The 21377-nt window shown below is 61.6% G+C and carries 17 protein-coding genes and 1 riboswitch; of the genes, 6 read left to right on the forward strand and 11 right to left on the reverse strand.

Translation table 11 applies throughout. The features are described 5' to 3' along the window. The 3 genes from NO932_RS10205 to NO932_RS10215 form a co-directional block, all read right to left on the reverse strand. A complete protein-coding gene (locus NO932_RS10205) occupies positions 1-1632 on the reverse strand; it encodes an ATP-binding cassette domain-containing protein (protein ID WP_309207282.1) in 1632 nt (543 codons plus the stop codon). Between the two features lie 20 nt (positions 1633-1652). After that, the gene (locus tag NO932_RS10210) at positions 1653-2270 is read right to left on the reverse strand and encodes an ECF transporter S component (RefSeq protein ID WP_309207283.1); all 618 of its coding nucleotides are present in this window, start codon (positions 2268-2270) and stop codon (positions 1653-1655) included. A 59-nt stretch (positions 2271-2329) separates the two neighbouring features. After that, a complete protein-coding gene (locus NO932_RS10215) occupies positions 2330-2947 on the reverse strand; it encodes a YkoF family thiamine/hydroxymethylpyrimidine-binding protein (protein ID WP_309207285.1) in 618 nt (205 codons plus the stop codon). Continuing rightward, positions 2938-3049: riboswitch (TPP riboswitch) on the reverse strand. (Overlaps the previous gene by 10 nt.) Before the next feature lie 103 nt (positions 3050-3152). On the opposite strand from NO932_RS10215, the gene NO932_RS10220 reads away from it, so the two are divergent. Beyond that, positions 3153-3755 (forward strand): DUF1176 domain-containing protein, encoded by a 603-nt coding sequence (locus NO932_RS10220; protein WP_309207286.1) that lies wholly within the window; start codon positions 3153-3155, stop codon positions 3753-3755. A 313-nt stretch (positions 3756-4068) separates the two neighbouring features. After that, on the forward strand, positions 4069-5547 hold the full coding sequence (locus NO932_RS10225) for an AMP nucleosidase (RefSeq protein WP_309207287.1): 1479 nt from the start codon (positions 4069-4071) through the stop codon (positions 5545-5547). Between the two features lie 31 nt (positions 5548-5578). Here NO932_RS10225 and NO932_RS10230 read toward each other — a convergent pair whose 3' ends face one another. The 3 genes from NO932_RS10230 to aspS form a co-directional block, all read right to left on the reverse strand. Then, a complete protein-coding gene (locus NO932_RS10230) occupies positions 5579-7861 on the reverse strand; it encodes an NADP-dependent malic enzyme (protein ID WP_309161082.1) in 2283 nt (760 codons plus the stop codon). Between the two features lie 79 nt (positions 7862-7940). Next, complete coding sequence (locus NO932_RS10235; protein ID WP_309207288.1) at positions 7941-9497, reverse strand: EAL domain-containing protein; 1557 nt, start codon at positions 9495-9497, stop codon at positions 7941-7943. Positions 9498-9628: 131 nt separating this feature from the next. After that, a complete protein-coding gene (gene aspS, locus NO932_RS10240; protein ID WP_309207289.1) occupies positions 9629-11413 on the reverse strand; it encodes an aspartate--tRNA ligase in 1785 nt (594 codons plus the stop codon). Positions 11414-11576: 163 nt separating this feature from the next. Here aspS and rnd point away from each other — a divergent pair, with 163 nt between their 5' ends. Continuing rightward, positions 11577-12734, forward strand: a complete 1158-nt coding sequence (gene rnd, locus NO932_RS10245; RefSeq protein WP_309207290.1) for a ribonuclease D — start codon at positions 11577-11579, stop codon at positions 12732-12734. Between the two features lie 40 nt (positions 12735-12774). Here the strand turns inward: rnd and NO932_RS10250 are convergent, their stop codons facing one another. From NO932_RS10250 to NO932_RS10265, 4 genes are read right to left on the reverse strand one after another with little or no spacing between them, the layout of a single operon-like run. Beyond that, on the reverse strand, positions 12775-14316 hold the full coding sequence (locus tag NO932_RS10250) for a Ppx/GppA phosphatase family protein (protein ID WP_309161079.1): 1542 nt from the start codon (positions 14314-14316) through the stop codon (positions 12775-12777). Continuing rightward, entirely contained in the window at positions 14313-16493 is a 2181-nt protein-coding gene (locus NO932_RS10255; RefSeq protein ID WP_309207291.1) for an RNA degradosome polyphosphate kinase, read from the reverse strand. The genes NO932_RS10250 and NO932_RS10255 overlap by 4 nt, the downstream gene beginning before the upstream one ends. Positions 16494-16522: 29 nt before the next feature. Beyond that, positions 16523-17203: a hypothetical protein gene (locus NO932_RS10260; RefSeq protein ID WP_309207292.1), complete on the reverse strand. Its 681-nt coding sequence runs from the start codon at positions 17201-17203 to the stop codon at positions 16523-16525. Further along, positions 17200-18324, reverse strand: a complete 1125-nt coding sequence (locus NO932_RS10265) for an AI-2E family transporter (protein ID WP_309161076.1) — start codon at positions 18322-18324, stop codon at positions 17200-17202. Before NO932_RS10265 ends, NO932_RS10260 begins: the two co-directional genes overlap by 4 nt. Before the next feature lie 132 nt (positions 18325-18456). On the opposite strand from NO932_RS10265, the gene purM reads away from it, so the two are divergent. The 3 genes from purM to NO932_RS10280 all read left to right on the forward strand — a co-directional run bounded on the left by purM (position 18457) and on the right by NO932_RS10280 (position 21135). Further along, on the forward strand, positions 18457-19533 hold the full coding sequence (gene purM, locus NO932_RS10270) for a phosphoribosylformylglycinamidine cyclo-ligase (protein WP_309207294.1): 1077 nt from the start codon (positions 18457-18459) through the stop codon (positions 19531-19533). Beyond that, complete coding sequence (gene purN, locus NO932_RS10275; RefSeq protein ID WP_309207295.1) at positions 19530-20123, forward strand: phosphoribosylglycinamide formyltransferase; 594 nt, start codon at positions 19530-19532, stop codon at positions 20121-20123. The genes purM and purN overlap by 4 nt, the downstream gene beginning before the upstream one ends. A gap of 115 nt (positions 20124-20238) precedes the next feature. After that, on the forward strand, positions 20239-21135 hold the full coding sequence (locus NO932_RS10280) for a DMT family transporter (protein WP_309207296.1): 897 nt from the start codon (positions 20239-20241) through the stop codon (positions 21133-21135). Here the strand turns inward: NO932_RS10280 and NO932_RS10285 are convergent, their stop codons facing one another. Then, positions 21136-21348 (reverse strand): hypothetical protein, encoded by a 213-nt coding sequence (locus tag NO932_RS10285; protein ID WP_309161072.1) that lies wholly within the window; start codon positions 21346-21348, stop codon positions 21136-21138. It lies immediately after the preceding gene. Between the last annotated feature and the right edge of the window lie 29 nt (positions 21349-21377).

Below are 21377 nucleotides of genomic sequence, written 5' to 3' on the forward strand. Positions count from 1 at the left end.
TTATCCCCAAGCTGCCAACGGCCGCTCGACCCTTGCCAGCCAATCCAGCACCGGAGCAAAGCTCGGTCGCGCCAGCCCAGCTATCGCGATGATTTGGGGATCGTTCAGCAGATCGATCGGTCGTCCCTCCGCCGCTATCGCTCCATTGGCAATCACTGCCGCGCGATCGCAGAGCCGCACCGCCATGTCCATGTCATGGGTAATGAGCATGATCGCTTTGCCGCGAGCCTTCAAAGTCTCGATATGCCGGGCGACCTGATCGGCACCTGCCGCATCGAGACTGGAGAATGGCTCATCGAATATCAGCAATGGCCAGCGGTCGCCGGCGTCGAGCGCGGCCAGTGCCAGCCGCCGCTTTTGTCCAAAGCTCAATTCGTATGGATGCCGGTCGGCCAGCGGCATAAAATTCCAGCGCTCCAGCACGGCTCCGGCGTCAGCCTCGGGCCGGCCGGCATCGGCCTGAGCCCGAAGTATCTCCTCTCGCACCGTACCGGCGGTAAGCTGCGCCTCGGGGTTCTGGAATGCTATGGCACCCATGGGTCCGAACCGTCGGCCCGCGCGCAGCCGCAACACGCCTGCGAGGCTGGCCGCAAGGGTGGTCTTGCCAGCTCCGTTGGGCCCGAGCAGGCCCAGCACCTCGCCTGCGCGAACTTCCAGCGACACATCATGGAGCACTGCACGTCCCATTGGCGGCGCACAGGTTGCCTCATGCAACGCAGCAACGATAGCACCGCCAGCCGAAGACTGATTGATCCGGCGCTCCACGAACCGCCGCGCGACCATCCGCGCCGCTTCACGAGCGGCGCCCTTGCCGCGTCCAGCGCTGAACGGCTCGACCACATCGGCAAAGCGGACCGGCGGGTGTTCGCTCGCTAGCCCCACGGCGCCAAGCATATCGTCGAGTGCGGAAAACGCGGGTCGCCAGATACCCTGTCGCTCAAGATCCTTCCCATGCTCCCGAAAGAGCGGACCTGGCGCCATATCGGCGAGAACTCGGCCCTCCCCGCCCAACACCACAACGCGGTCGATCGCATCGATCAGACCGTCGAGCCGGTGGTCGATCACCAACACGCCCTCAAAACCCCTCCGGTTCGCCAGCAGTTCGTGCACCCGCCGTGTTGCCACCGAGCTGAGATGACTGGTGGGCTCGTCCGCCACGAGGATGGGAGCCTCCTGTGCCATCACCGCTGCCAGTGCCACAAGCTGCCGCTCCCCACCAGACATCGCCGCGCTACGCCGAGCCAGCCACTCTTGCGGCAGTCCCAGGCGGTCCAGCACCTCTCCAATCTTGCGCTCGATGATGCCCGCCGGCACACCCCGGTTCTCAAGGGCAAAGGCGATTTCCTCACCCACCCGCATCCCGCAAAGCGTTTCGTCGGCATTCTGGAAGTATTGGGCGACGGTATCGGCCCATTGTGCCGGACTGCGGCTGGAAACGAGAGCGCCATTGAGACGAATCGCTCCGCCGACAGTTGCTGGAATAGCGCTTGGGATCAGCCCCGTAAGCGCCAGCATCAAGGAGGATTTGCCCGAGCCCGACGCACCGAGCAGCAGAACCCGCTCGCCCGGCGCGATCGAGAGATCGACTGGCCCCACAGCATCGCTTTGCGCGAAGGGGTAGCGGATCGACACGCTGTCCCATTGGGCGAGAGTCACTGGGCCGGCTGGGCCGCAAGGCCCGCCCCCCGACGGTCAAAATCGATCTTTAGTCCCCTGAGAACCCCTGTTCGATACAGAGCTTCGACGATCAGGTGTCCAGCAACGCCGGCCAGCAATGCACCGCTCAGCAGCCGGATGCCAAACATCAGCGCCAGCAGCCAAGGCTCGAGCGCACCATAGTCGAACAGGATCCAATTGTAGGCAAAGCTTGTTATGGCTGCACCGATCCCAGCCAGCATCAAGACGACCAGGCCGTAATGCCGCCAGCCGAAGGCGGCAAAGACGAGTTCCGCTCCAAGCGCTTGCACCACTGCAGCGGTCAAAAGCCCGAGCCCCGCCGGACTGCCAAGCAGGATTTCCACCCCCGCCGCCAGCACTTCGGCCATGAACGCTACGCCAGGCTTGCGAACGATGGCCGCGGCCACGATGGAGGCGGAGAACCAAAAGCCCATGAAAACGTCCATGGCCACTGGCCCGAACGCCGCCTGGCTCACCAGCCAGACCTGCACCCAAGCGAGATAGAGCACGGCGAAAGCCGCGCCCAGCACGGCAACAACCAGTGTTTCACGCAGCGTCCAACGCCACGACGAAGATGATGTGGAATAGGACATCTCGTGCCCTCCTTGCTTGACGATGTAGGGAATGGTCGGGCGAGCACCCCGCCCGAAAATCAGGCCGTGCCGCCCTTGGACGGGCTATTGGCCGAAACCGTGAGGTCGATCGCCACATGGGCATTGGAGTCGCCAAAGCTCAGCCAGGCCTGCGATAAAGCCTCGAACACCGGTCCGGCATCGCCCGCCAGCCGCGTGCAATAGTTCTTGGCGCGGTCGAAAACGGGCGAAGCCTTGAGGAAATCGATGCAGCCGTAGATCTCATCCATGTACTCGGCCGGTCCGAGCGGATAGAGCGAGAATTGAACCGCCGCGCGCTGGCCGGTCTCCTGCGCCTCGGCGACCGCTTGGGCCGCCCGGCGCTTGCGTTCTTCGAGATCCGTATCGAAGGCTGAGGGTTCGGCCGGCTCACAGATCTCCATGTCCGGCTCACCCGGGCATCCACGGGAGACGGTTGCATGCATCGCCACGTGATGCCCGCTGCGCGCGGCAGCCACAAACATCTCACGCATGGTGGGAAAGATCAGCTCTGGCGGCCCCACGACCAGCGTCGAGATATCGTCGGTTTCGATGCGCAAACGCTCACGAAACGAAGCCATCGCTTCGATGGAAGAGAGAATGACGCGGACGAAATTATCCGCCATAACGTAAAGGGAGATCTGTGCACCGCACTTCATCTTCGCCTCGCTCCGCTGGTATTATCCAGATCAGCTAAAGGGTTAGAAGGCTTGGCGCCGTCCTCTCAGCCCCGGCCATACGGAGCACCCCTGTCGAACGATTCAATCGTTAGCACGCCCCGCACCCGTCCGCAATCGTCAACTTGTGGCTTTGAAGCAGGTGTATTTTCCGGCACTCTGGGGATGCCAGCACGGAGGACACCACATGCGGGTTATCACTCTTCTGACCATTACGTTGGCCCTCGCGCCCGGCGCGGCATGGGCCCAGCAGGCCGGCGACATTGCCGAAAGCGCCGCTTTCGCCCATTTCTCTCAAGCCTTCAACCAATTATGCCTTTTGGACGAAGAGTCGGCCGCGGCTGAATACAATCCGCACGAAAGCTGGGAGTTGAGCTGGGAGACTGGGTATTCCGACGAACCGGAAACCACGACGCTCTACAAATTTTTCTGCGGCGCCGGCGCCTACAACCTCAACCACATCTACTACTTGGACACCGAGTACGATGGCCCGTTGCCCATCTCCTTCGCGGTGCCTGACTTCGACGTCATTTATGAGAACGACGACTATGAAGGCGCGGTGCTCGACATTCCCCTGACCGGTTATGACACCCAACTGGTACTGATCAATTCCGAGTTCGACCCGCAAACCCGAACCATAACCAGCCACGGCCTATGGCGTGGACTCGGTGATGCCTTTTCGGCGGGAACCTGGGAGTTCGACCTGGGGCGGTTTATTCTAAAGCACTATGAAGTCGATGCCCAGTATGACGGCGAGGCCAATCCCAAAACGTTGGTCGAATTCGACTAATGCGCGATCCTGTGGGCTCCGCCCATCCCGCCAAACAAAAAGAGACCGCAGCGCCGGGCGGACGGCTGCGGTCTCCGTATAAGCTCCCGCCGCGCTGTTGAGGGCTTGGGGGACTACAGCGGAAGCATGTCCGCTAGTGCATGGGCTCGTTTGCCAGTCCAGCAGACAAGCTCAATATCGTGCGCCAATGCGGCGACAAAAGGCCCAATCACCGAACTGTGATATTTCGCTGGCTTAATCGCCGGCCATTGCGTGCCCTGCGGGAAACTGGCATGGCTTGCGGTTAAAACCAAAAACAAGAACAGGAAACCGGATGAAACTCGTCACCCCGTCGCCGCTCCCCCTCAAGTCCTTCACCGATCCGGTCAAGGCCTGGGAATATGTCTGCGAAATCTACGACCGCAACACCGGCTTCATCCGCGACCACCTGCTCAACCTCACCAAGGGCCAGGTACCGCCGGGCAAGGTGCGCGCGCATTATCCCAAGGTGCAGGTGCTCTCGACCAGTTTTCAGCAGCAGGCAAGTTCCCGCCTCGCCTATGGCTTTTTGCACAGCCCCGGCCTCTATCAGACAACGCTGACCCAGCCCGCGCTTTTCGAGAAATATCTGGTCGAGAACTTTGCGCTGATCCTCAAGAACCACGGCGGCGAAATCGAAATCGGCGAATCCGAAACACCTATCCCTCTGCATTTTGCCGTCGATCCCCGCGAGCGGGTCGAAGGTGATGTGCTGCTCGATATCGGCGTGCCCCTGCGCGATATTTTCGACGTTCCCGATCTCGGCCATATGGACGATGAGATCGCCAACGGCACCTTCATTCCGCCTGCCGGTGGCCCCTACCCGCTCGCCGCCTTCACCGGCCCGCGCGTCGACTATTCGCTGCACCGACTCAACCACTACATGGCGACCACGCCCGAGCACTTCCAGAATTTCGTGATCTTCACGAATTACCAGTTCTATATCGAAGAGTTCACCCGCCTGGCCCATCAATGGATGAGCGAGGGCCACGAGTTCTACGAAAGCTTCGTCGAACCGGGCAATGTGGTCACCATGAACGCGCGCCTGGGTGGCGGCGCCACCGGCACGCCCCCGGTCCGCCAGCCCCAGATGCCCGCCTATCACCTTACGGCCCCCAACGGCCGCGGTATCACCATGATCAACATCGGCGTCGGTCCCTCCAACGCCAAGACCGCCACCGATCACGTAGCGGTCCTGCGCCCCCACGCTTGGCTGATGCTCGGGCACTGCGCCGGACTGCGTAATTCCCAATCCTTGGGCGACTACGTTCTAGCCCATGGCTATGTTCGGGAAGATCACGTACTCGACGACGATCTTCCAGTAACGGTCCCGGTTCCTGCTCTAGCGGAAATCCAGGTCGCCCTTCAGGAAGCCGTTGAGGAGGTGACTCATCTCGAAGGCCTTGAAGCCAAGGCCATCATGCGAACGGGCACGGTGTTCACGATCGACAACCGAAATTGGGAACTGCGCGACCAAAGCGAGATTACCCGGCGCCTCTCGCAATCGCGCGCCATCGCCCTCGACATGGAAAGCGCCACCATCGCCGCCAACGGCTTCCGTTTCCGGGTTCCCTATGGCACCCTGCTCTGCGTCTCCGACAAGCCGCTGCACGGCGAACTCAAGCTCCCCGGCATGGCCTCGGATTTCTACCGCACTCAGGTCAACCGTCACCTGCTGATCGGGCTCAAGGCCATGGAGATCCTGCGCAATCAGCCGGTCGAGCGACTGCATTCGCGCAAGCTCCGCTCCTTCGCCGAAACCGCTTTCCAGTAGAAGAAAGGGCGCCACCAGGCGCCCTTTTGTTTCAGCTCCTGAGAGCCAGGCTCTCGTTCGCGGTGATCGCCGTCATGTTGACGATCCCGCGGCTGGTGACCGAGGGCGCCAGGATGTGCGCCGGGCTCCGCGTACCCATGAGGATCGGCCCAACCGGAAGTGCGTTGTTCATTTCCTTGAGCAAGGTCATGGAAAGATTAGCGCTTTCCAGATTTGGGAACACCAGCAAATTGGCTTCACCCTTGAGCACCGTATCGGGAATATAGCGTTCCCGCAGCGACTGGTTGAGCGCAAGATCGCCCTGCATCTCGCCCTCGACGATCAGGTCCGGCGCCACTTCCTTGAGCGTGCGATACGCCTGTTGCATCTTCTCGGACGTGTCCCCCTCGCGCGAACCGAAGTTCGAATAGCTCAGCAGCGCAGCACGCGCCTCGATATTGAACCGCTTGAGGTGGTCGCGCGCCTGCAATGTGATCGACACGATCTCGTCCGGCGTCGGATCGATGTTCACATAAGTGTCCGCCAGGAAGAACACGCCGCGGGGCATGATCAGCATGGAAAGCGCCGAGGCATCGGAAACGCCATCGGAAAGCCCGATCACCGATTTGATGTCGCGCACATGCTTGATGTAGCGCCCCTGCAATCCACAGATCAGCCCATCGGCCTCCCCGCGCTTAACGGCCAGCGCGCCGATCACCGTCGTATTGGTGCGTACGATGGTGCGCGCCGTATCCGGCGTCACCCCGCTGCGCCCCACCAGCGAGTGGAACAGCGAGACATAGTCGCGGTAACGCGGATCGTCTTCGGGGTTGATGACCTCGAAGTCCTTGCCCGGCGTCAGTGCCAGCCCGAAACGTTCGATGCGCTGCTCGATGACGAACGGGCGACCGATGAGGATCGGCTGGGCAATCCCCTCTTCCAAAACCACTTGCGTCGCCCGCAGCACCCGCTCGTCCTCGCCATCGGCGAACGCGATGCGCTGGCCCGCCCCCTTGGCGCGCTCGATCATTGGCTTCATCACCATGCCCGAGCGGAAAACGAAGCGGTTGAGGCTGTCTTTGTAGGCGTCGAAATCGGTGATCGGCCGCCGCGCCACCCCGGAATCCATCGCCGCTTTGGCGACGGCCGGCGCAATGCGCAGGATCAGCCGCTGATCGAACGGATTGGGGATGAGATAGTCACGGCCAAAGGTCGAGGGGGCGCCAGGAACCGCTTCCAGCACCGGCTCATGGGCCAGCTTGGCGATCGCATGCGCCGCCGCCGCCTTCATCTCCTCGTTGATCGTGGTCGCCCCCACGTCGAGCGCTCCGCGGAAGATAAAGGGGAAGCACAGGACGTTATTGACCTGGTTGGGATAGTCCGACCGCCCGGTGCAGATCATCGCGTCCGGGCGCTCTTCCTGAGCGATTTCCGGCATGATTTCAGGCACCGGATTGGAGAGCGCCAGAATCAGCGGATTTTCCGCCATGTCCTTTAGCATCTCGCGCTTGAGCGCACCGGCCGCCGAAAGCCCGAGGAAAATGTCGGCACCCTCCATCACCTCAGCGAGCGAGGTCTTGTCGCTGTCCTGGGCAAAAGCGCCGCGCCAGCGGTCGACCGAATTGTCGCGGCGCGTGGTCACCAGTCCCTCGCGGTCCGCGACCCAGATGTTCTCGCGCTTGGCCCCGACCGCCATCAGCATGTTGAGGCAAGCGATCGCCGCCGCGCCGGCACCCGAAGTACAGATCTTGACCTTGGAGATGTCCTTGCCGGCGATCCTGAGTCCATTGAGCACAGCCGCGGCAACGATGATGGCCGTGCCGTGCTGGTCGTCATGGAACACCGGGATCGGCATACGCTCGCGCAGCGCCTCCTCGATCTCGAAGCAATCGGGTGCCTTGATGTCCTCGAGGTTGATGCCACCGAAGCTGGGCCACATGGGCGCGACGGTTTCGATGAACTTCTTGGGATCCTGTTCGTCGATCTCGATATCGATGGAATCGATGCCGGCGAACTTCTTGAACAGAACCGCCTTGCCTTCCATAACCGGCTTGGAGGCCAGTGCACCGATATTGCCCAGCCCCAGCACGGCGGTGCCGTTGGAGATCACCGCCACCAGGTTGCCGCGCGACGTGTAGAGTGCCGCCGCTTGGGGATCCTCTGCGATTTCCTCGCACGGAGCAGCCACGCCCGGCGAATAGGCCAGCGCGAGGTCGCGCTGGTTGGCGAGCGGCTTGGTTGCCGTGATCTCGATCTTGCCGGGCTTGGGATACTGGTGGAAATGCAGTGCGGCTTCTTTGAGCGCCTTCTGCGGATCGCGCGGTTCGTCGGTCATGCCGTCTCCTCAGGATTAGCGGCGAGATACGTGCCACCAATCGGGCGAAAAGGAAAGGCTCACGGCCTTAATTCTTGGCCTAAGCGACGGCAAATCCCGGCTCGAGATTGCTTTCGTGCCCAGCCGGTTTGAGAGCATTGGCGAGAATGAGGAACGCAGAAAGTTTCATGGGCGGCGCAAACAGGTATCCTTGCGCAAAAACAACGTTCCGGGCGCGCAGATAAAGCGCCTGTTCCTGCGTCTCGACGCCTTCGGCCACGATCTCGATATCGAGTTCGCGCGCCATGGCGATCAGTCCGTCAATGACCGGCACGGGCGTACGCGGGTCCTTGATCATTTCGACAAAGATCTTGTCGATCTTAATGATGTCGATGCCCAATGTCTGCAGATAGGCCAGGTTGGAATGCCCCGTTCCCGCATCGTCCATGGCAATACGTACACCAAGCTTGTGCATGGCCGTCATCACCCGGTTCGCGGCGGCCCTGTCGTCCAGGGGACGGCGCTCAGTGATCTCGAACACCAACTGGCGGTAAGATATCCCGCTCCCCTCGAACACGGACTGGATGTCATCAACGATCGAGCCATCCCGTAAATGCCCCTCGAAGAGATTGATCGAGACTTTGAATTCGGGCACCTGGCGGCAGATGTCCTCCAGGTCGTATCGAACTTGCTCCATGAGGCTCAGCGTCATGGGAATGGCCAGCCCCGACATTTCCGCATAGTCGATAAAAACTCCAGGCGGAATGACTTCGCCATTCTTCTTCACCCATCGGATGAGCACCTCGCATCCTGTCAGCTTACCAGTCTTGAGGTTGATGACAGGCTGGTAATAGGGCTTCATCTCTCCGGCGACGATGGCGCGCTCGAGATCAAAGACGGCAATATCCGCCTTGCGTGCGTACTGGATGGCGAGCACCAAGGTCAGCATGCCAAGGAAGCACGCCACGACGGTGAACCCCACATCGAGCTGCGAATAGTCGGCTCTGATCAGCGCGAAGGAAATTGCCGCTTCCGCTTTGACTGGGATTTCACCCGCAAACGACCGAGCAAAGAGGTAGTCGCCGCGTTCGGCCTCCTGCTCGACAGCCGCATCTCCCCGCAGCAGAATGGACGTGCCGCTGGTCAGCGCCACCTGCAAATAATCGATCTGGGCGGTCAGCGGCATCGCTTCCCGCAATAGCATCGGAGAAGCGATCACCAGCGCGGAAACGGTCCGGTCCCGTCCGAAAGACTGGGTAATCTTGAGAAGCGGCGTTTGACGGCCTTCAAGCGTCACCACACTCAAGGTTTCCGTGAATCCTGGAATTGCTAGGTTTTCGGAAAGCGTGCGATAGCGCACCGTCTGGTCGAAAGCTGCGCAGTACTGCACCCCGTCGTCGTTCTCGACGATCACCTGCCGCAAAAACGGATTTGCCCCCAGCTCCGCGCCCACATTCTGGAGAAAAGTCGTGGCGCATAGGGAAGGACTGTTCGCCAGTATGCGGCGAAGCGACTGCACGCCGTCCTGCACCGTTTCCTGCGCGTCGTGCGTAATGGCGTCGACAAGCACCTGCAAATTGCCGGTTTCGCGCGCCTTGATATAGCCGTCGAGCACGTGATCGACCGCCACCACCGGCAGAAATGCCAGCAGAGTCACGACAAGCAACACTATCTGCGAAAAACGCGACCGCAAAGATTTTGCCCGCTGTACCGAACCCTTGGGGCCGACACTAGCGGGCAAGCGTTTAATCGCGGATTAAGCCGCAGCTCTTTCCGGCAAGGGCTTGTTTAGCCGCCCTTTTTTTCTGCCGGCAGGTTGAGCCGCAGATGCAGCTCGCGCAACTGGCGAGCCGAGGCTTCGCTGGGCGCACCCATCAGCAGGTCTTCGGCCTGCTGGTTCATCGGGAACAGCGTGATCTCGCGCAGATTCTGCACCCCGCACAGCAGCATCACGATGCGGTCGATGCCGGCCGCCATGCCACCATGCGGCGGGGCTCCGTACTGAAAGGCACGGTAGAGGCCGCCGAAGCGTTCCTCGACGTCCTGACGCGACAGCCCAACCTTCTCGAACGCGGCAATCATCGTCTCGGGTTCCTGATTACGAATGGAGCCGGAGGCGATCTCATACCCGTTGCAAACTGCGTCATACTGGTATGCCTTGATGGAAAGAGGATCCTCTCCATCCAGCGCCTCGCGGCCGCCCTGTGGCATAGAGAACGGGTTGTGCGCGAATTCGAGCTTCTTCTCGTCCTCATCCCATTCGTAGAACGGAAAATCGACGATCCAGCACAGTGCGAAGGCGTTGAGGTCGACCAGTTCGAGATCGGTGCCCACTTTGGTGCGCGCGGCGCCAGCGAAATTGTAGAACTTTGACGGCACACCGCAGACAAAGAACACGGCATCGCCGTCATTGAGCCCGAGCTGGGCGCGGATGGCTTGCGTGCGCTCCTCGCCGATATTCTTGGCGATCGGACCGGACCCCGCTCCGTCCTTGAAGAAAATATAGCCCAGCCCCGGCTGCCCCTCGCCCTGCGCCCAGGCATTCATGCGGTCGCAGAATGCGCGGCTGCCGCCCGTAGGCGCAGGAATGGCCCAGACCTCGACCTTGGGATCGCCGGCGATCTGGTTGGCGAACACCTTGAACCCGGAATCACGGAAATGCTCGGTGACGTCCTGCATTTCGATAGGATTGCGCAGGTCCGGCTTGTCCGAACCGTATTTGCGGATTGCCACATCATAGGGAATGCGCGGGAATTCCTGAGTGACGACCTTGCCGTCGGCGAATTCCTCGAACACGCCACGGATGACCGGCTCCATCGTCGCCCAGACTTCTTCCTGGGTGACGAAGCTCATCTCGACGTCGAGCTGGTAGAATTCGCCCGGCAGGCGGTCGGCGCGCGGATCTTCATCGCGGAAGCACGGCGCGATCTGGAAATAGCGGTCGAAGCCCGCCACCATCAGCAATTGCTTATATTGCTGCGGCGCCTGCGGCAGCGCGAAGAACTTGCCCGGATGGATGCGGCTGGGCACCAGGAAATCGCGCGCGCCCTCGGGTGAAGACGCCGTCAGGATGGGGGTCGAATATTCCCCGAACCCGATCTCGTCCATGCGCCTGCGCATGGACGAAATGATCTTGGTACGCTTGACGATGTTGGCGTGCAACGTTTCGCGTCGCAGGTCGAGGAAGCGGTAACGCAGACGCGTGTCTTCGGGATAGTCGGGTTCCCCGAATACCGGAAGCGGCAGCTCAGCCGACTTGCCCAGCACTTCGATCTCGCGGATGAACACTTCGACTTCGCCCGTCGGCAGGTTCTTGTTGACCGTCTCGGGCGTACGGGCCTTCACCTCGCCATCGACGCGGATCACCCATTCGGCGCGCACGGCCTCGGCATCCTTGAACGCGGGCGAATCCGGATCGATCACGCATTGGGTAAGGCCATAGTGATCGCGCAGGTCGATGAACAGCAGCCCCCCGTGATCGCGGATACGGTGCACCCATCCAGACAGGCGTGCTGTCGAGCCGACGTCGGCCTTTGTAAGCTGAGCGCAGGTGTGCGAACGATAGCGATGCATCACGAAAAGTCTTTCCGGAAAACGGAGTGGGAATTTAGTGCCGGAAAAGCGCATGCGAGGGCCCTGTTGTCAAGCGTGACAACAAATGAACGCGCCGCCTTTGCGGCTGGCGAGCATTGCTGATAGGAAAACATCCAATTTCTTTGAACTGGATACCGACTCAATGCAGGTCATCACATCGACCGGGGCGCTCGAGGCTTTTTGCAAGGACGCTGCGACCTACGATTTCGTCACCGTCGATACCGAATTCTTGCGCGAAACCACCTATTGGCCGAAACTCTGCCTCATCCAGGCCGCAACGCCCGACCGTGCCGTAATCATCGATCCGTTGGCCGATGGCATCGATCTTGCGCCCTTCGCCGCGCTGCTTGCCAGCGAGCATGTCACCAAGGTGTTTCACGCCGCGCGGCAGGATATCGAGATTTTCGTCAAGCTGTTCGGCAGTGTACCGCATCCGCTGTTTGACACCCAGGTCGCAGCCAGCGTCTGCGGCCACGGCGATTCGGTATCCTATGACAACCTCGTGCGCGCGGTCGTCGGCGAACAGATCGACAAGAGCTCGCGCTTCACCGATTGGTCGCACCGCCCGCTCACCGAAAAGCAACTTGACTACGCGTTGGCCGACGTTACCCATCTGCGCAACATCTACGTCCAACTCCGCACCGAGATAGAAAAGGCCCGCCGCGGCGCTTGGGTTGCCGACGAGATGGCTGTGCTCGAAAGCATGGAGACCTATATCGTCCAGCCCGAGGACGCCTGGAAGCGCGTCAAGGCACGTGTCAACAAGCCCCGCGATCTTGCGGCCCTTCAAGCTATCGCCGCCTGGCGCGAGCGCCGTGCGCAAGAAAACGACCAACCGCGTGGCCGTATCCTCAAGGACGATGCGGTCGCCGAACTCGCCGTTCAGCGCCCGACCACGCCGGATGCATTCGAAAAACTGCGCGTCGTGCCGCGCGGCTATGGCCGCTCCTCGGCTGCCGCCGAGCTGATCGCCATCATCAAGTCCGTGGAAGCCGCCGATAAGGCCAGCCTTCCTAAAATTCCCGAACGTCCTCGCGGCCCTTCGCCCAAGGGCGCCGTCGGCGACCTGCTGCGCGTCTGGCTCAAGGCTGTCGCCGACACCAATGGCGTCGCCACCCGCATCATCGCCAGTTCCGACGACATTGATGCCATCGTTCTCGACGACAATGCCGACGTTCCTGCCCTCAAGGGTTGGCGCCGCAAGCTGTTTGGCGAAAAAGCCCTGGCGATCAAACACGGCCGCATGGCCCTCGCCGCCACCCGCAAGGGCGTGGTGGAAGTGCCGATCGATCCTCTCTGATACCGGTGAACCGCCTGCCCGGCGACTCGTACCGCAGCCTCTAGTCGACCTGAATCGTACCTTCCTTGAGCCCCGACTCAATGGCAAGCTGCCGCTGGCGGCCCCGCATTCTGTCGCCGTCGAGAAACGCAAGATCGGCCGGCAGGTGCAGAACCAGCGTCTTTCCATCCACTGAAAAACGCGTACGTGGTAGAATTCCCGGCATGGCGGCCGTTAGGGGATAAGCCACGCGGAAATAGGCGGCGATCAGTCGCGCCCGCTGTCCAAGATCCGGCCCGGCCAGATCCAGCAGCTTGGCGCTGGCGCTTTTTTGCTTGAATCCCATGTAGCGGAAGGCAAGCGTCTGGGCGAGAAAGGCCCGTCCGCCGTGGTCGATGCCCACGATATCGGAAAACGCCACCATCTGGATGCTCTGCTCGCCGCGATAATCGGGATGCGCGCGCCAACCGATATCGGACATATAGCATGCAGCCTCGCGCAGCCGCTTCTGATCTGGCGTTTCCTGCACGTCGATCAGCTCGAACAATGCCGCGCTCCCCCCGATCAGATCGCCGGCGAATTCCGGAGCCCGAGACCGCAGCGTCGAGATTTCCTCGGCCGCCTGCAGCAGCGGATCGATCGCTTTGTCCTCCTCGCTCAGCCGGTCATAGAGGTAGCCCTCGCGAACCCCGAGCGCGGAGAAAACCACTTCCTCGAACTTGCCGGTCCGCAGCACCTCGGCGAGCACCGCCGCTCCGTAAGGCAGCAAATCCTTGCGCGAACCCGAAACGGTCTCGATCCCCTTGACCAGCTTCTTGTCGCCACTGCTCTCGATCAGCGCATCGCACAGGGGCAGTATATCTTCAGTGCGAACCGTATAATCCTGCACCATATGCAGCGGGTAGTTGCACCGCACCTGATGGAGCTTTGCCAGCGCACGCCAGGTGCCCCCGATCGCCGCGAAAGACTTGTATTTGCCAGGTGTCAGCAAGTTGGACTGCTTGAGCCGCTCCCTGGCTATCCCGCCAGCCTTTCCCGGTGTCATCTGCGTATCGTCCTGCAAGCGGATGACTCCGAGCTGGTGCGTCTCTCCACCGGTGTCATGCCCGTGGTCGACCATGGCGAGTTCGAGACTGCCGCCACCCAGGTCGCCGACGATCCCCTGAAACCCGGGCATGCCCGAAACGAGGCCATAGGCTGCAAAGTGAGCTTCTTCCGCCCCACTGAGCACCCGCACCGGCACGCCGATGATGTCCTCGACCGCCCGCGCGAACTCCGGGCCGTTCTCCGCTTCGCGGGTAGCCGAGGTCGCGATGGGGTAGATCTCGCCCACCTCGGTCAGCCGGCACACCATGGCGAACCGCCTGATGGCCTTGAGCGCGTTTGCCATCGAGGTATCGGCAAGCCGTCCGGTTGCGGCAACACCGCGCCCGAGCGTACTTGCGGATTTTTCATTGTAGAGGACCGTCAGGGCCCTGGCCAGCCGTTCATAAACGACAAGGCGTACCGAGTTCGAACCGATGTCGAGCACCGCAACGGGCTTTGCCCCCGCGATGCGCCCCTGGCCTGCAGGATCGGATTCGAGGCTCCAGAATCGTATCAAAGGTCGCTGTCCTCATCCTCGCCATCCCCGTGCAATGCGCTGCCGCGCCCGGACAGGGACGGATTGGTCATGAAGTAGTCATGGGCGTTGAAAGGCTCCTCGCCTTCCCCCGGCGCGACACGCTGGGCCGTCCCGTCGGGCAGCACCTCCCAGCTCTGCTGGTTGTCGCGCAGGTTCGCTACCATGATTCTGTCGAGAATCTGCCGATGCACCGTGCGGTTTTTGATCGGCACCAGCGTTTCCACCCGCCAGTCGAGATTGCGCGGCATGAGATCGGCCGACGAGATATACACCGCAGCCTCGCGCGAAGGCATCTCGCCGCCATTGCCAAAACAATAGATACGCGAGTGCTCGAGGAAACGCCCGACGATCGACTTGACGCGGATATTGTCCGAAAAGCCCGGTATCCCCGGCCGCAGGCAGCAGATGCCGCGAACCACGAGCTCCACCTTCACCCCCGCCTGGCTCGCATTGTAGAGCGCATCGATAAGCTCGGGATCGACAAGCGCATTGCACTTGAACCAGATCGCTGCCGGCTCACCCCGTCGTGCCAGTTCGATCTCGGCCGCAATGTGATCCATCAACGTCTGGCGCAGCGAGAATGGCGAGATCGAAATGGCTTCCAACTCGCTCGGCCGCGCATAGCCGGTGATGAAGTTGAAGACGCGCGCCACATCGCGCGTGATCACCGGATCGGCGGTAAAATAAGAAAGATCGGTATAAATCTTGGCGGTGACCGGGTGATAGTTGCCGGTTCCCACATGGCAATAGGAAACGAGCTTGCCCTTTTCGCGCCGCACCACCTGGCTCAGCTTGGCGTGGGTCTTGAGCTCGATAAAGCCGAACACCACCTGCACGCCCGCCCGTTCGAGATCGCGCGCCCAGCGGATATTGGCTTCTTCATCGAACCGCGCCTTGAGTTCGACCAGCGCCGTCACCGATTTGCCCATCTCCGCCGCAGCGATCAGCGCCTTGACGATGGGGGAATCCTTGGATGTGCGGTAAAGCGTCTGCTTGATCGCCACCACATCGGGGTCGCGAGCCGCCTGCGCCACGAACTGGGCCACCACGTCGAAGCTTTCATACGGATGGTGGACGACGATGTCCTTTTCCCGGATCGCGGCGAAGCAATCGCCATGATGGTCTCGGATGCGCTCAGGGAAGCGCGCGTGATAGCGCGGGAATTTCAGCTCCGGCCGGTCAAGATCGTAGATCTTGCCCGCATCGGCGAGACCCATGAACCCATCGACCTCGAAGGTATCCTCCTGGGAAATTCCCAGTTCCTCCGCAATAAGGCGCTTGAGCGATCGCGGCATGGAGCGCTCGATCTCGAGGCGGATGACCTGCCCGCGCCGACGCTGACGCAAGGCGGATTCGAATTCGACCACGAGATCGGCCGCCTCGTCGTCGATTTCGATTTCGCTGTCGCGCACGATCCGGAAAGCGCCGAACCCGACGACATTGTAACCGGGAAAAATCTTGTGGAAGAACAGTTTGACCATCGTTTCGACGGTCACCATCTCCACCTGCCGGTCCGAGATCGCCTTGGTCGGCAGCTTGATGAAGCGGTCGAGATTGGAAGGAATGCGCACCAGCGCCGTCAGGCGCGAATTGTCCGTCGCCCGGTCCAACTGGAAGGCTAGCGAGAAGCCCAGGTTCGGAATGAACGGGAACGGGTGCGCCGGATCCACGGCGATCGGGGTCAGAACGGGGAAAATCTCTTCCCGGAAGATTTTCTGCAGGAAATCCACCTGCTCGGGCGACAGATCGTCGGCTTCGTGGATGACGATGTTCTGCTCAAGAAGCTCTTCACGGATCGACTGCCACTGGTCCTGCTGCTCGATATGCAGGTGCTGGGCCAGCGTGGTGATTTCCTCGATCTGCTCGGAGGGGGTCATCCCGTCGGCGCTCTGGCGCGGCAGGCCGACGCGCAATTGCCCCTTGAGGCCCGCGACGCGCACCATGAAGAATTCGTCGAGATTGTTCGCCGAGATCGATACGAACCGCAGCCGCTCGAGCAGCGGATGGTTCGGATTGGCCGCCTCTTCGAGCACGCGCATGTTGAACTGCAGCCAGCTCACTTCGCGATTGACGAACCGTGCCGGGCTTGTCCGCAGCGCCTCGATATCGGGCGTTACGTCCTCGCTCGCGTGCTGCTCATATGCCATATCGTCCATAATCTGAGCCCTTCCGGTCGCCTTGCGACTTATCTAACGTTGGAGCGGATGTTGAGCGCTTCGGCGGCAATGGTGCGCGTGATCGCCCGTCCTCGCGACAGTGACAGCCGGTCGAGCAGTTCCACCAGCGCAACGACCTCCTCGGAAGAGCGTTCCATACGCCCCACCAGATAGGAGATCACTTTCGGATCGACCGACAATTGCCTGTCGGCGAACAACTTCACGAACATCTGCGACAACAAGATGTCATCAGGCGCCGTGAGCGAAAAGTGCGCCGCCAGCCGCGCCCGGGATTTGACGTCGTTGGTGCGGTACGGCCATTCGGCCACCGGTGTCTGCGCAGTCAGCATCAACGGGCGGTCGTCACGCATGGACTGGTTGAGCAGGTGGAACAGTCCCACTTCATCGTAACCCGCCCGATCCGCATCTTCGATCAGAACCGGCTGCCGCCCGCCTGCCGCCGCCAGCGCCTCGACACCCTCCGGTTCGGCGACAAGAGCTTGCGCCCGCGCCACCCAGATGCGCGCCAGATGCGATTTGCCCGATTTCGGCGGTCCAACCAGAAGCGTAAGCGGCGCGGGCCAATCGGGGAACGCCATGACGTGCTCGAAGGCAAGCTCGTTGCCCTCGCACACCATGAAATCGTCTTCGCTCTGGGCCTCGACATGTCCCAGTTCAAGAACGAGCTGTTCCTTGGCAGCCATCGTCACGGCTCGGCATCCGTCTTCGGTTGTATGATCGGCGAGGACTGGGTCGGTGAAATCACCAGTTTGCTGTCCGGGTCGTAAAGCGGGCTGGTCTTATACTTGGTTACCGCCCAGCGCACCAGAACCCCGCTTATCGCCGCCAGCGGCACCGCGATGATCACGCCGACCGCCCCGAACAATACCGCGAACGCAAACAGCGAGAACATCAGCCACACCGGATGCACGCCGATGCTGGATCCGACGAGCTTGGGATAGAGCACGTTGCCCTCGAGGAACTGCCCAAAAAGATAGATCCCCAAAATCACCGCGATCATGATCCAATCCGGCCAGAACTGGACGAGCGCAACGCCCATGGAAAGCACGAATCCGATCAGCACGCCGACATAGGGAATGAAGCTGAAAAGACCGGCAATCAGCCCGATCGCCAGCCCGAAGCTTAGCCCGGCCAGCGAAAGCGTCGCCGCATAATAGATCGCCAGAATACCCACGACTGCACCCTGCCCACGCACGAACCCGGCTAGGGCGCGGTCCATGCTCTTGAACAGCGCCCGCATTTCCGAGCGATGCGCGGGCGGGAAAAGGTTATCCACGCTTTCCACCATGCGGTCCCAATCGAGCAGCAGGTAGAAGGCCACCACAGGTGTCACGATCAGAACGCCGATGGTGTTGATGATGCTCATCGATTGCTGCATCACCGTACCGGTGATCCCGGTCAGCATGCCGATACTGTCGGCGAACATCTGTTCGAGGCCGCGCTCGAGTTCCTGGAGCCGCTCCGGGCCGATCCACTGCTCGAGCCGGGGAATCATGGTTTCGATAAAGCTCTGGAGCTGCTGCACATAGCCTGGAATATTCCGCGCCAGCCCGAACCCCTGCTGAATCAGCAGCGGAACGATCAAAAGGAAGGCGGTAACCAACAGCAACAGCGCGATCAGCATCACGATCAGCGCGGCGGCTGCACGGCGGACCTTGTGCTCCTCAAGCCAATCGACGAACGGGTTGAGCAGATAAGCGAGAGTAATGCCAAGCACGAACGGCAGCAGGATGCCGCGGAAAACCCACAGCAGCAGCCCGAAAAAGACGAGAAGGACGATCCAGGCCGTTATCTGGTTCTTAAGTGACATGGCGGTCCTTGCACGAAACGTTGCGAGCCGGTATCAGCCTTCGACATACCGAGCCCGCGCGGGCCAATCAACGTTAAACTGGTGCTTGGGCGGCCACGCCGGCACCTCACCCAAGGATAGCGTTCCAAGCTCATGTCCGACGACGCAAACCTGCCATCAAACGGACTCTCCTACAAGCAGGCCGGCGTCGACATCGATGCCGGGAATGCCCTCGTCGAAGCCATCAAGCCGGCCGTCAAATCCACGCGCCGTCCGGGCGCGGATGGCGAAATCGGGGGCTTCGGCGGCCTGTTCGATCTGAAGGCCGCGGGCTTTTCCGATCCCGTCCTTGTTGCTGCCAACGACGGCGTGGGCACCAAGCTGCGCATCGCGATCGAGGCGGGCCTGCACGATACCGTCGGCATCGATCTGGTTGCCATGTGCGTCAACGATATCGTCGTCCAGGGCGCCGAACCGCTGTTCTTTCTCGACTATTTCGCCACCGGCGTGCTGAACGTCGAACAGGGCACGGCCATCGTCAACGGCATCGCCGAAGGCTGCCGCCAGGCCGGCTGTGCGCTGATCGGCGGCGAAACGGCCGAAATGCCCGGTATGTATCATGGCGGCGATTACGATTTGGCCGGTTTCGCCGTAGGCGCCGCCGAGCGCGGCACTCTGTTGCCCCGCGCCGATATCGCAGCCGGTGACAAGCTGGTGGCCATCGCCTCCTCGGGCGTGCACTCCAACGGCTTTTCGCTGGTGCGCAAGATCGTTTCCATGTCGGGCCTCGACTGGTCCGATGATGCCCCCTTCGCGCCGGGCGCCAGCCTGGGCCAAGCCCTGCTCACCCCGACCAGGATTTACGTCAAGCCTATCCTTGCCGCATTGAAGGCCGGTATCGGCATCAAGGCCCTGGCTCACATCACAGGCGGCGGGTTTCAGGAAAACATTCCCCGCGTTCTCCCCGGATCGCTCGCCGCAAACGTCGATCTTGGCGCCGTTTCCACGCCCCAGGTGTTTGGTTGGCTGGCCCGGCAAGGCAACATCGCGGAACGCGAAATGCTGCGCACCTTCAATTGCGGTGTCGGCATGCTGATTGCCGTCAGTGCCGCCGACGCCGAAGCGCTCGTTGCCCATCTCGAAAGTCAAGGCGAAACAGCGAGCATCGTCGGCGAACTCGTCGAACGCACTGGTGATGCCGTCGAATTCACCGGCGCCCTGTCCCTATGACAGCAAAAAAGCGTGTCGCCATCCTGATATCGGGCCGCGGCTCGAACATGACCGCGCTCATCAACGCTGCGAAATCTCCCGATTATCCCGCCGAGATTATTGGTGTTTTTTCCAATCGCGTTGCCGCGCCCGGTCTGGACGTCGCCCGCGCCGAAGGCATTCCGACAGCTACGCTGGCGCAGAGCAGTTTCGCGTCCCGCCTCGCCTTCGACGAGGCCCTGACCGGGATCCTTGAAGGCTGGGATACCGATATCGTCTGCATGGCTGGCTTCATGCGCATCCTTACGCCCGAGTTCACCAATCGCTGGCTGGGCAGGGCGATCAACATTCACCCTTCGCTCCTTCCCGCCTACAAGGGCCTCGACACACACGCCCGTGCTCTTGCCGATGGCGTCACCGAAGCCGGCTGCACCGTTCATTTCGTGACTCCGGGACTTGATGAAGGCCCTGCCATCCTCCAGGCCCGCGTCCCTGTCCATCCCGGCGATACTCCCGATGACCTCGCCGCGCGCGTCCTTGTCGAGGAGCACCGGCTTTACCCCGAAGCCCTGCGCCTTCTCGCCAGCGGTCAAGTCGCCTACCCTCAATGAGGTCAAATCCGGGTCGCGACCATCACCCGATTTGATACCCCTATTGCCATAACTGCTTCGACAACGCCGGCGCGAAGGCGTACCCTCTGCGCTCCAACCAAATGGCTGACTTAAAATGGCAACGCGCGACTGGATCTGGATCGGCTTCCTCGGCGCGATCTGGGGATTTTCTTTTATTTTCAATGCAATCCTGATTCGCGAGCTTGGCCCCATGTGGGTTTCCGGCCTGCGCGTGGCCATCGGCGCCCTTGGATGCTGGGTGGCTGTCTTGGCGCTTCGCAAGGCTGTCCCGCGCGATCCTGTACTCTGGGTCAAGCTCGGCCTGCTCGGCGTCCTCGCCTACGCAATTCCCTTCGCGCTCTTCCCGCTCGCCCAGGCCAATCTCGCCAGCGGCGTCGCCGCCATCATCAACGCCCTGACGCCGATCATGACCGTCATCGTTTCCCATTTCTGGCACGACGGCGAACGGGCCACCCGGCACAAATCGCTTGGCGTGGTCGCCGGCTTCACCGGCGCGGTGATCCTTGCGTCTCCAGCCTTGGCGGCGGGCGGCAATTCCCAGCTTTGGGCCATTGGCGCGTGCCTTATGGCAACGATCTGCTACGCCCTCTCGCTCAACATCACCCGCAGCTTCAAGGCTGTCGAACCAACAGTGTTCGCCGCGATCGCGCTGACCGGAGCCGCCGTCATCGCCGCTCCTGTCGCTTTCCTGAGTGAAGGCGCACCTGTCATCACGCAGGCCGAAACCTGGGGCGCTGCCCTCGCGATCGGGCTGGTCGCGACTGCGTTCACCTTCCAGATCATGTACCGCATCCTGCCGCGCGTGGGGGCCACCAATTTCTCGGCAACGACCTTCATCGCCCCGGTTTCGGCGATCGTTTTCGGCTTTCTCCTTCTCGGAGAGACGATCCACCCCACCCATCTCATCGGCATGGTGGCCATCTTCATCGGCCTCTTGATGATCGATGGCCGCCTGCCCCGCTGGCTCGGCATGCGCCGCGCCGCGGGCTGATCAGGACCTGACCGGCTGGATCGGGTCGGTCGGATTGGGCGGTATCTCCGGCGCCGGCGGATGTGGCACCGGATCTGACGGGTCCGGAATGGGACTGTCAGGCTGAGGCGGCACTGGATCGGTGTCCGGGTTGGGAATCGGCGGCACCGGATCGGGATTGGGAACGTCCGGTCCCGGATCGGGTCTTGGTTGGCCGGGCTCTGGATTGGTCATGGCGGATCTCCGTGTCGTCACGGAAAACG

The organism is Pelagibacterium sp. 26DY04 (genome assembly GCF_031202305.1).
In the GTDB taxonomy this organism is placed as follows: domain Bacteria; phylum Pseudomonadota; class Alphaproteobacteria; order Rhizobiales; family Devosiaceae; genus Pelagibacterium.

Coding starts and splice junctions, on each gene's coding strand:
- NO932_RS10210 (WP_309207283.1), bottom strand. CDS start 2,270: ATGTCCTATTCCACATCATCTTCGTCGTGGCGTTGGACGCTGCGTGAA.
- NO932_RS10215 (WP_309207285.1), bottom strand. CDS start 2,947: ATGAAGTGCGGTGCACAGATCTCCCTTTACGTTATGGCGGATAATTTC.
- NO932_RS10220 (WP_309207286.1), top strand. CDS start 3,153: ATGCGGGTTATCACTCTTCTGACCATTACGTTGGCCCTCGCGCCCGGC.
- NO932_RS10225 (WP_309207287.1), top strand. CDS start 4,069: ATGAAACTCGTCACCCCGTCGCCGCTCCCCCTCAAGTCCTTCACCGAT.
- NO932_RS10230 (WP_309161082.1), bottom strand. CDS start 7,861: ATGACCGACGAACCGCGCGATCCGCAGAAGGCGCTCAAAGAAGCCGCA.
- aspS (WP_309207289.1), bottom strand. CDS start 11,413: ATGCATCGCTATCGTTCGCACACCTGCGCTCAGCTTACAAAGGCCGAC.
- rnd (WP_309207290.1), top strand. CDS start 11,577: ATGCAGGTCATCACATCGACCGGGGCGCTCGAGGCTTTTTGCAAGGAC.
- NO932_RS10255 (WP_309207291.1), bottom strand. CDS start 16,493: ATGGACGATATGGCATATGAGCAGCACGCGAGCGAGGACGTAACGCCC.
- NO932_RS10265 (WP_309161076.1), bottom strand. CDS start 18,324: ATGTCACTTAAGAACCAGATAACGGCCTGGATCGTCCTTCTCGTCTTT.
- purM (WP_309207294.1), top strand. CDS start 18,457: ATGTCCGACGACGCAAACCTGCCATCAAACGGACTCTCCTACAAGCAG.
- purN (WP_309207295.1), top strand. CDS start 19,530: ATGACAGCAAAAAAGCGTGTCGCCATCCTGATATCGGGCCGCGGCTCG.
- NO932_RS10280 (WP_309207296.1), top strand. CDS start 20,239: ATGGCAACGCGCGACTGGATCTGGATCGGCTTCCTCGGCGCGATCTGG.
- NO932_RS10285 (WP_309161072.1), bottom strand. CDS start 21,348: ATGACCAATCCAGAGCCCGGCCAACCAAGACCCGATCCGGGACCGGAC.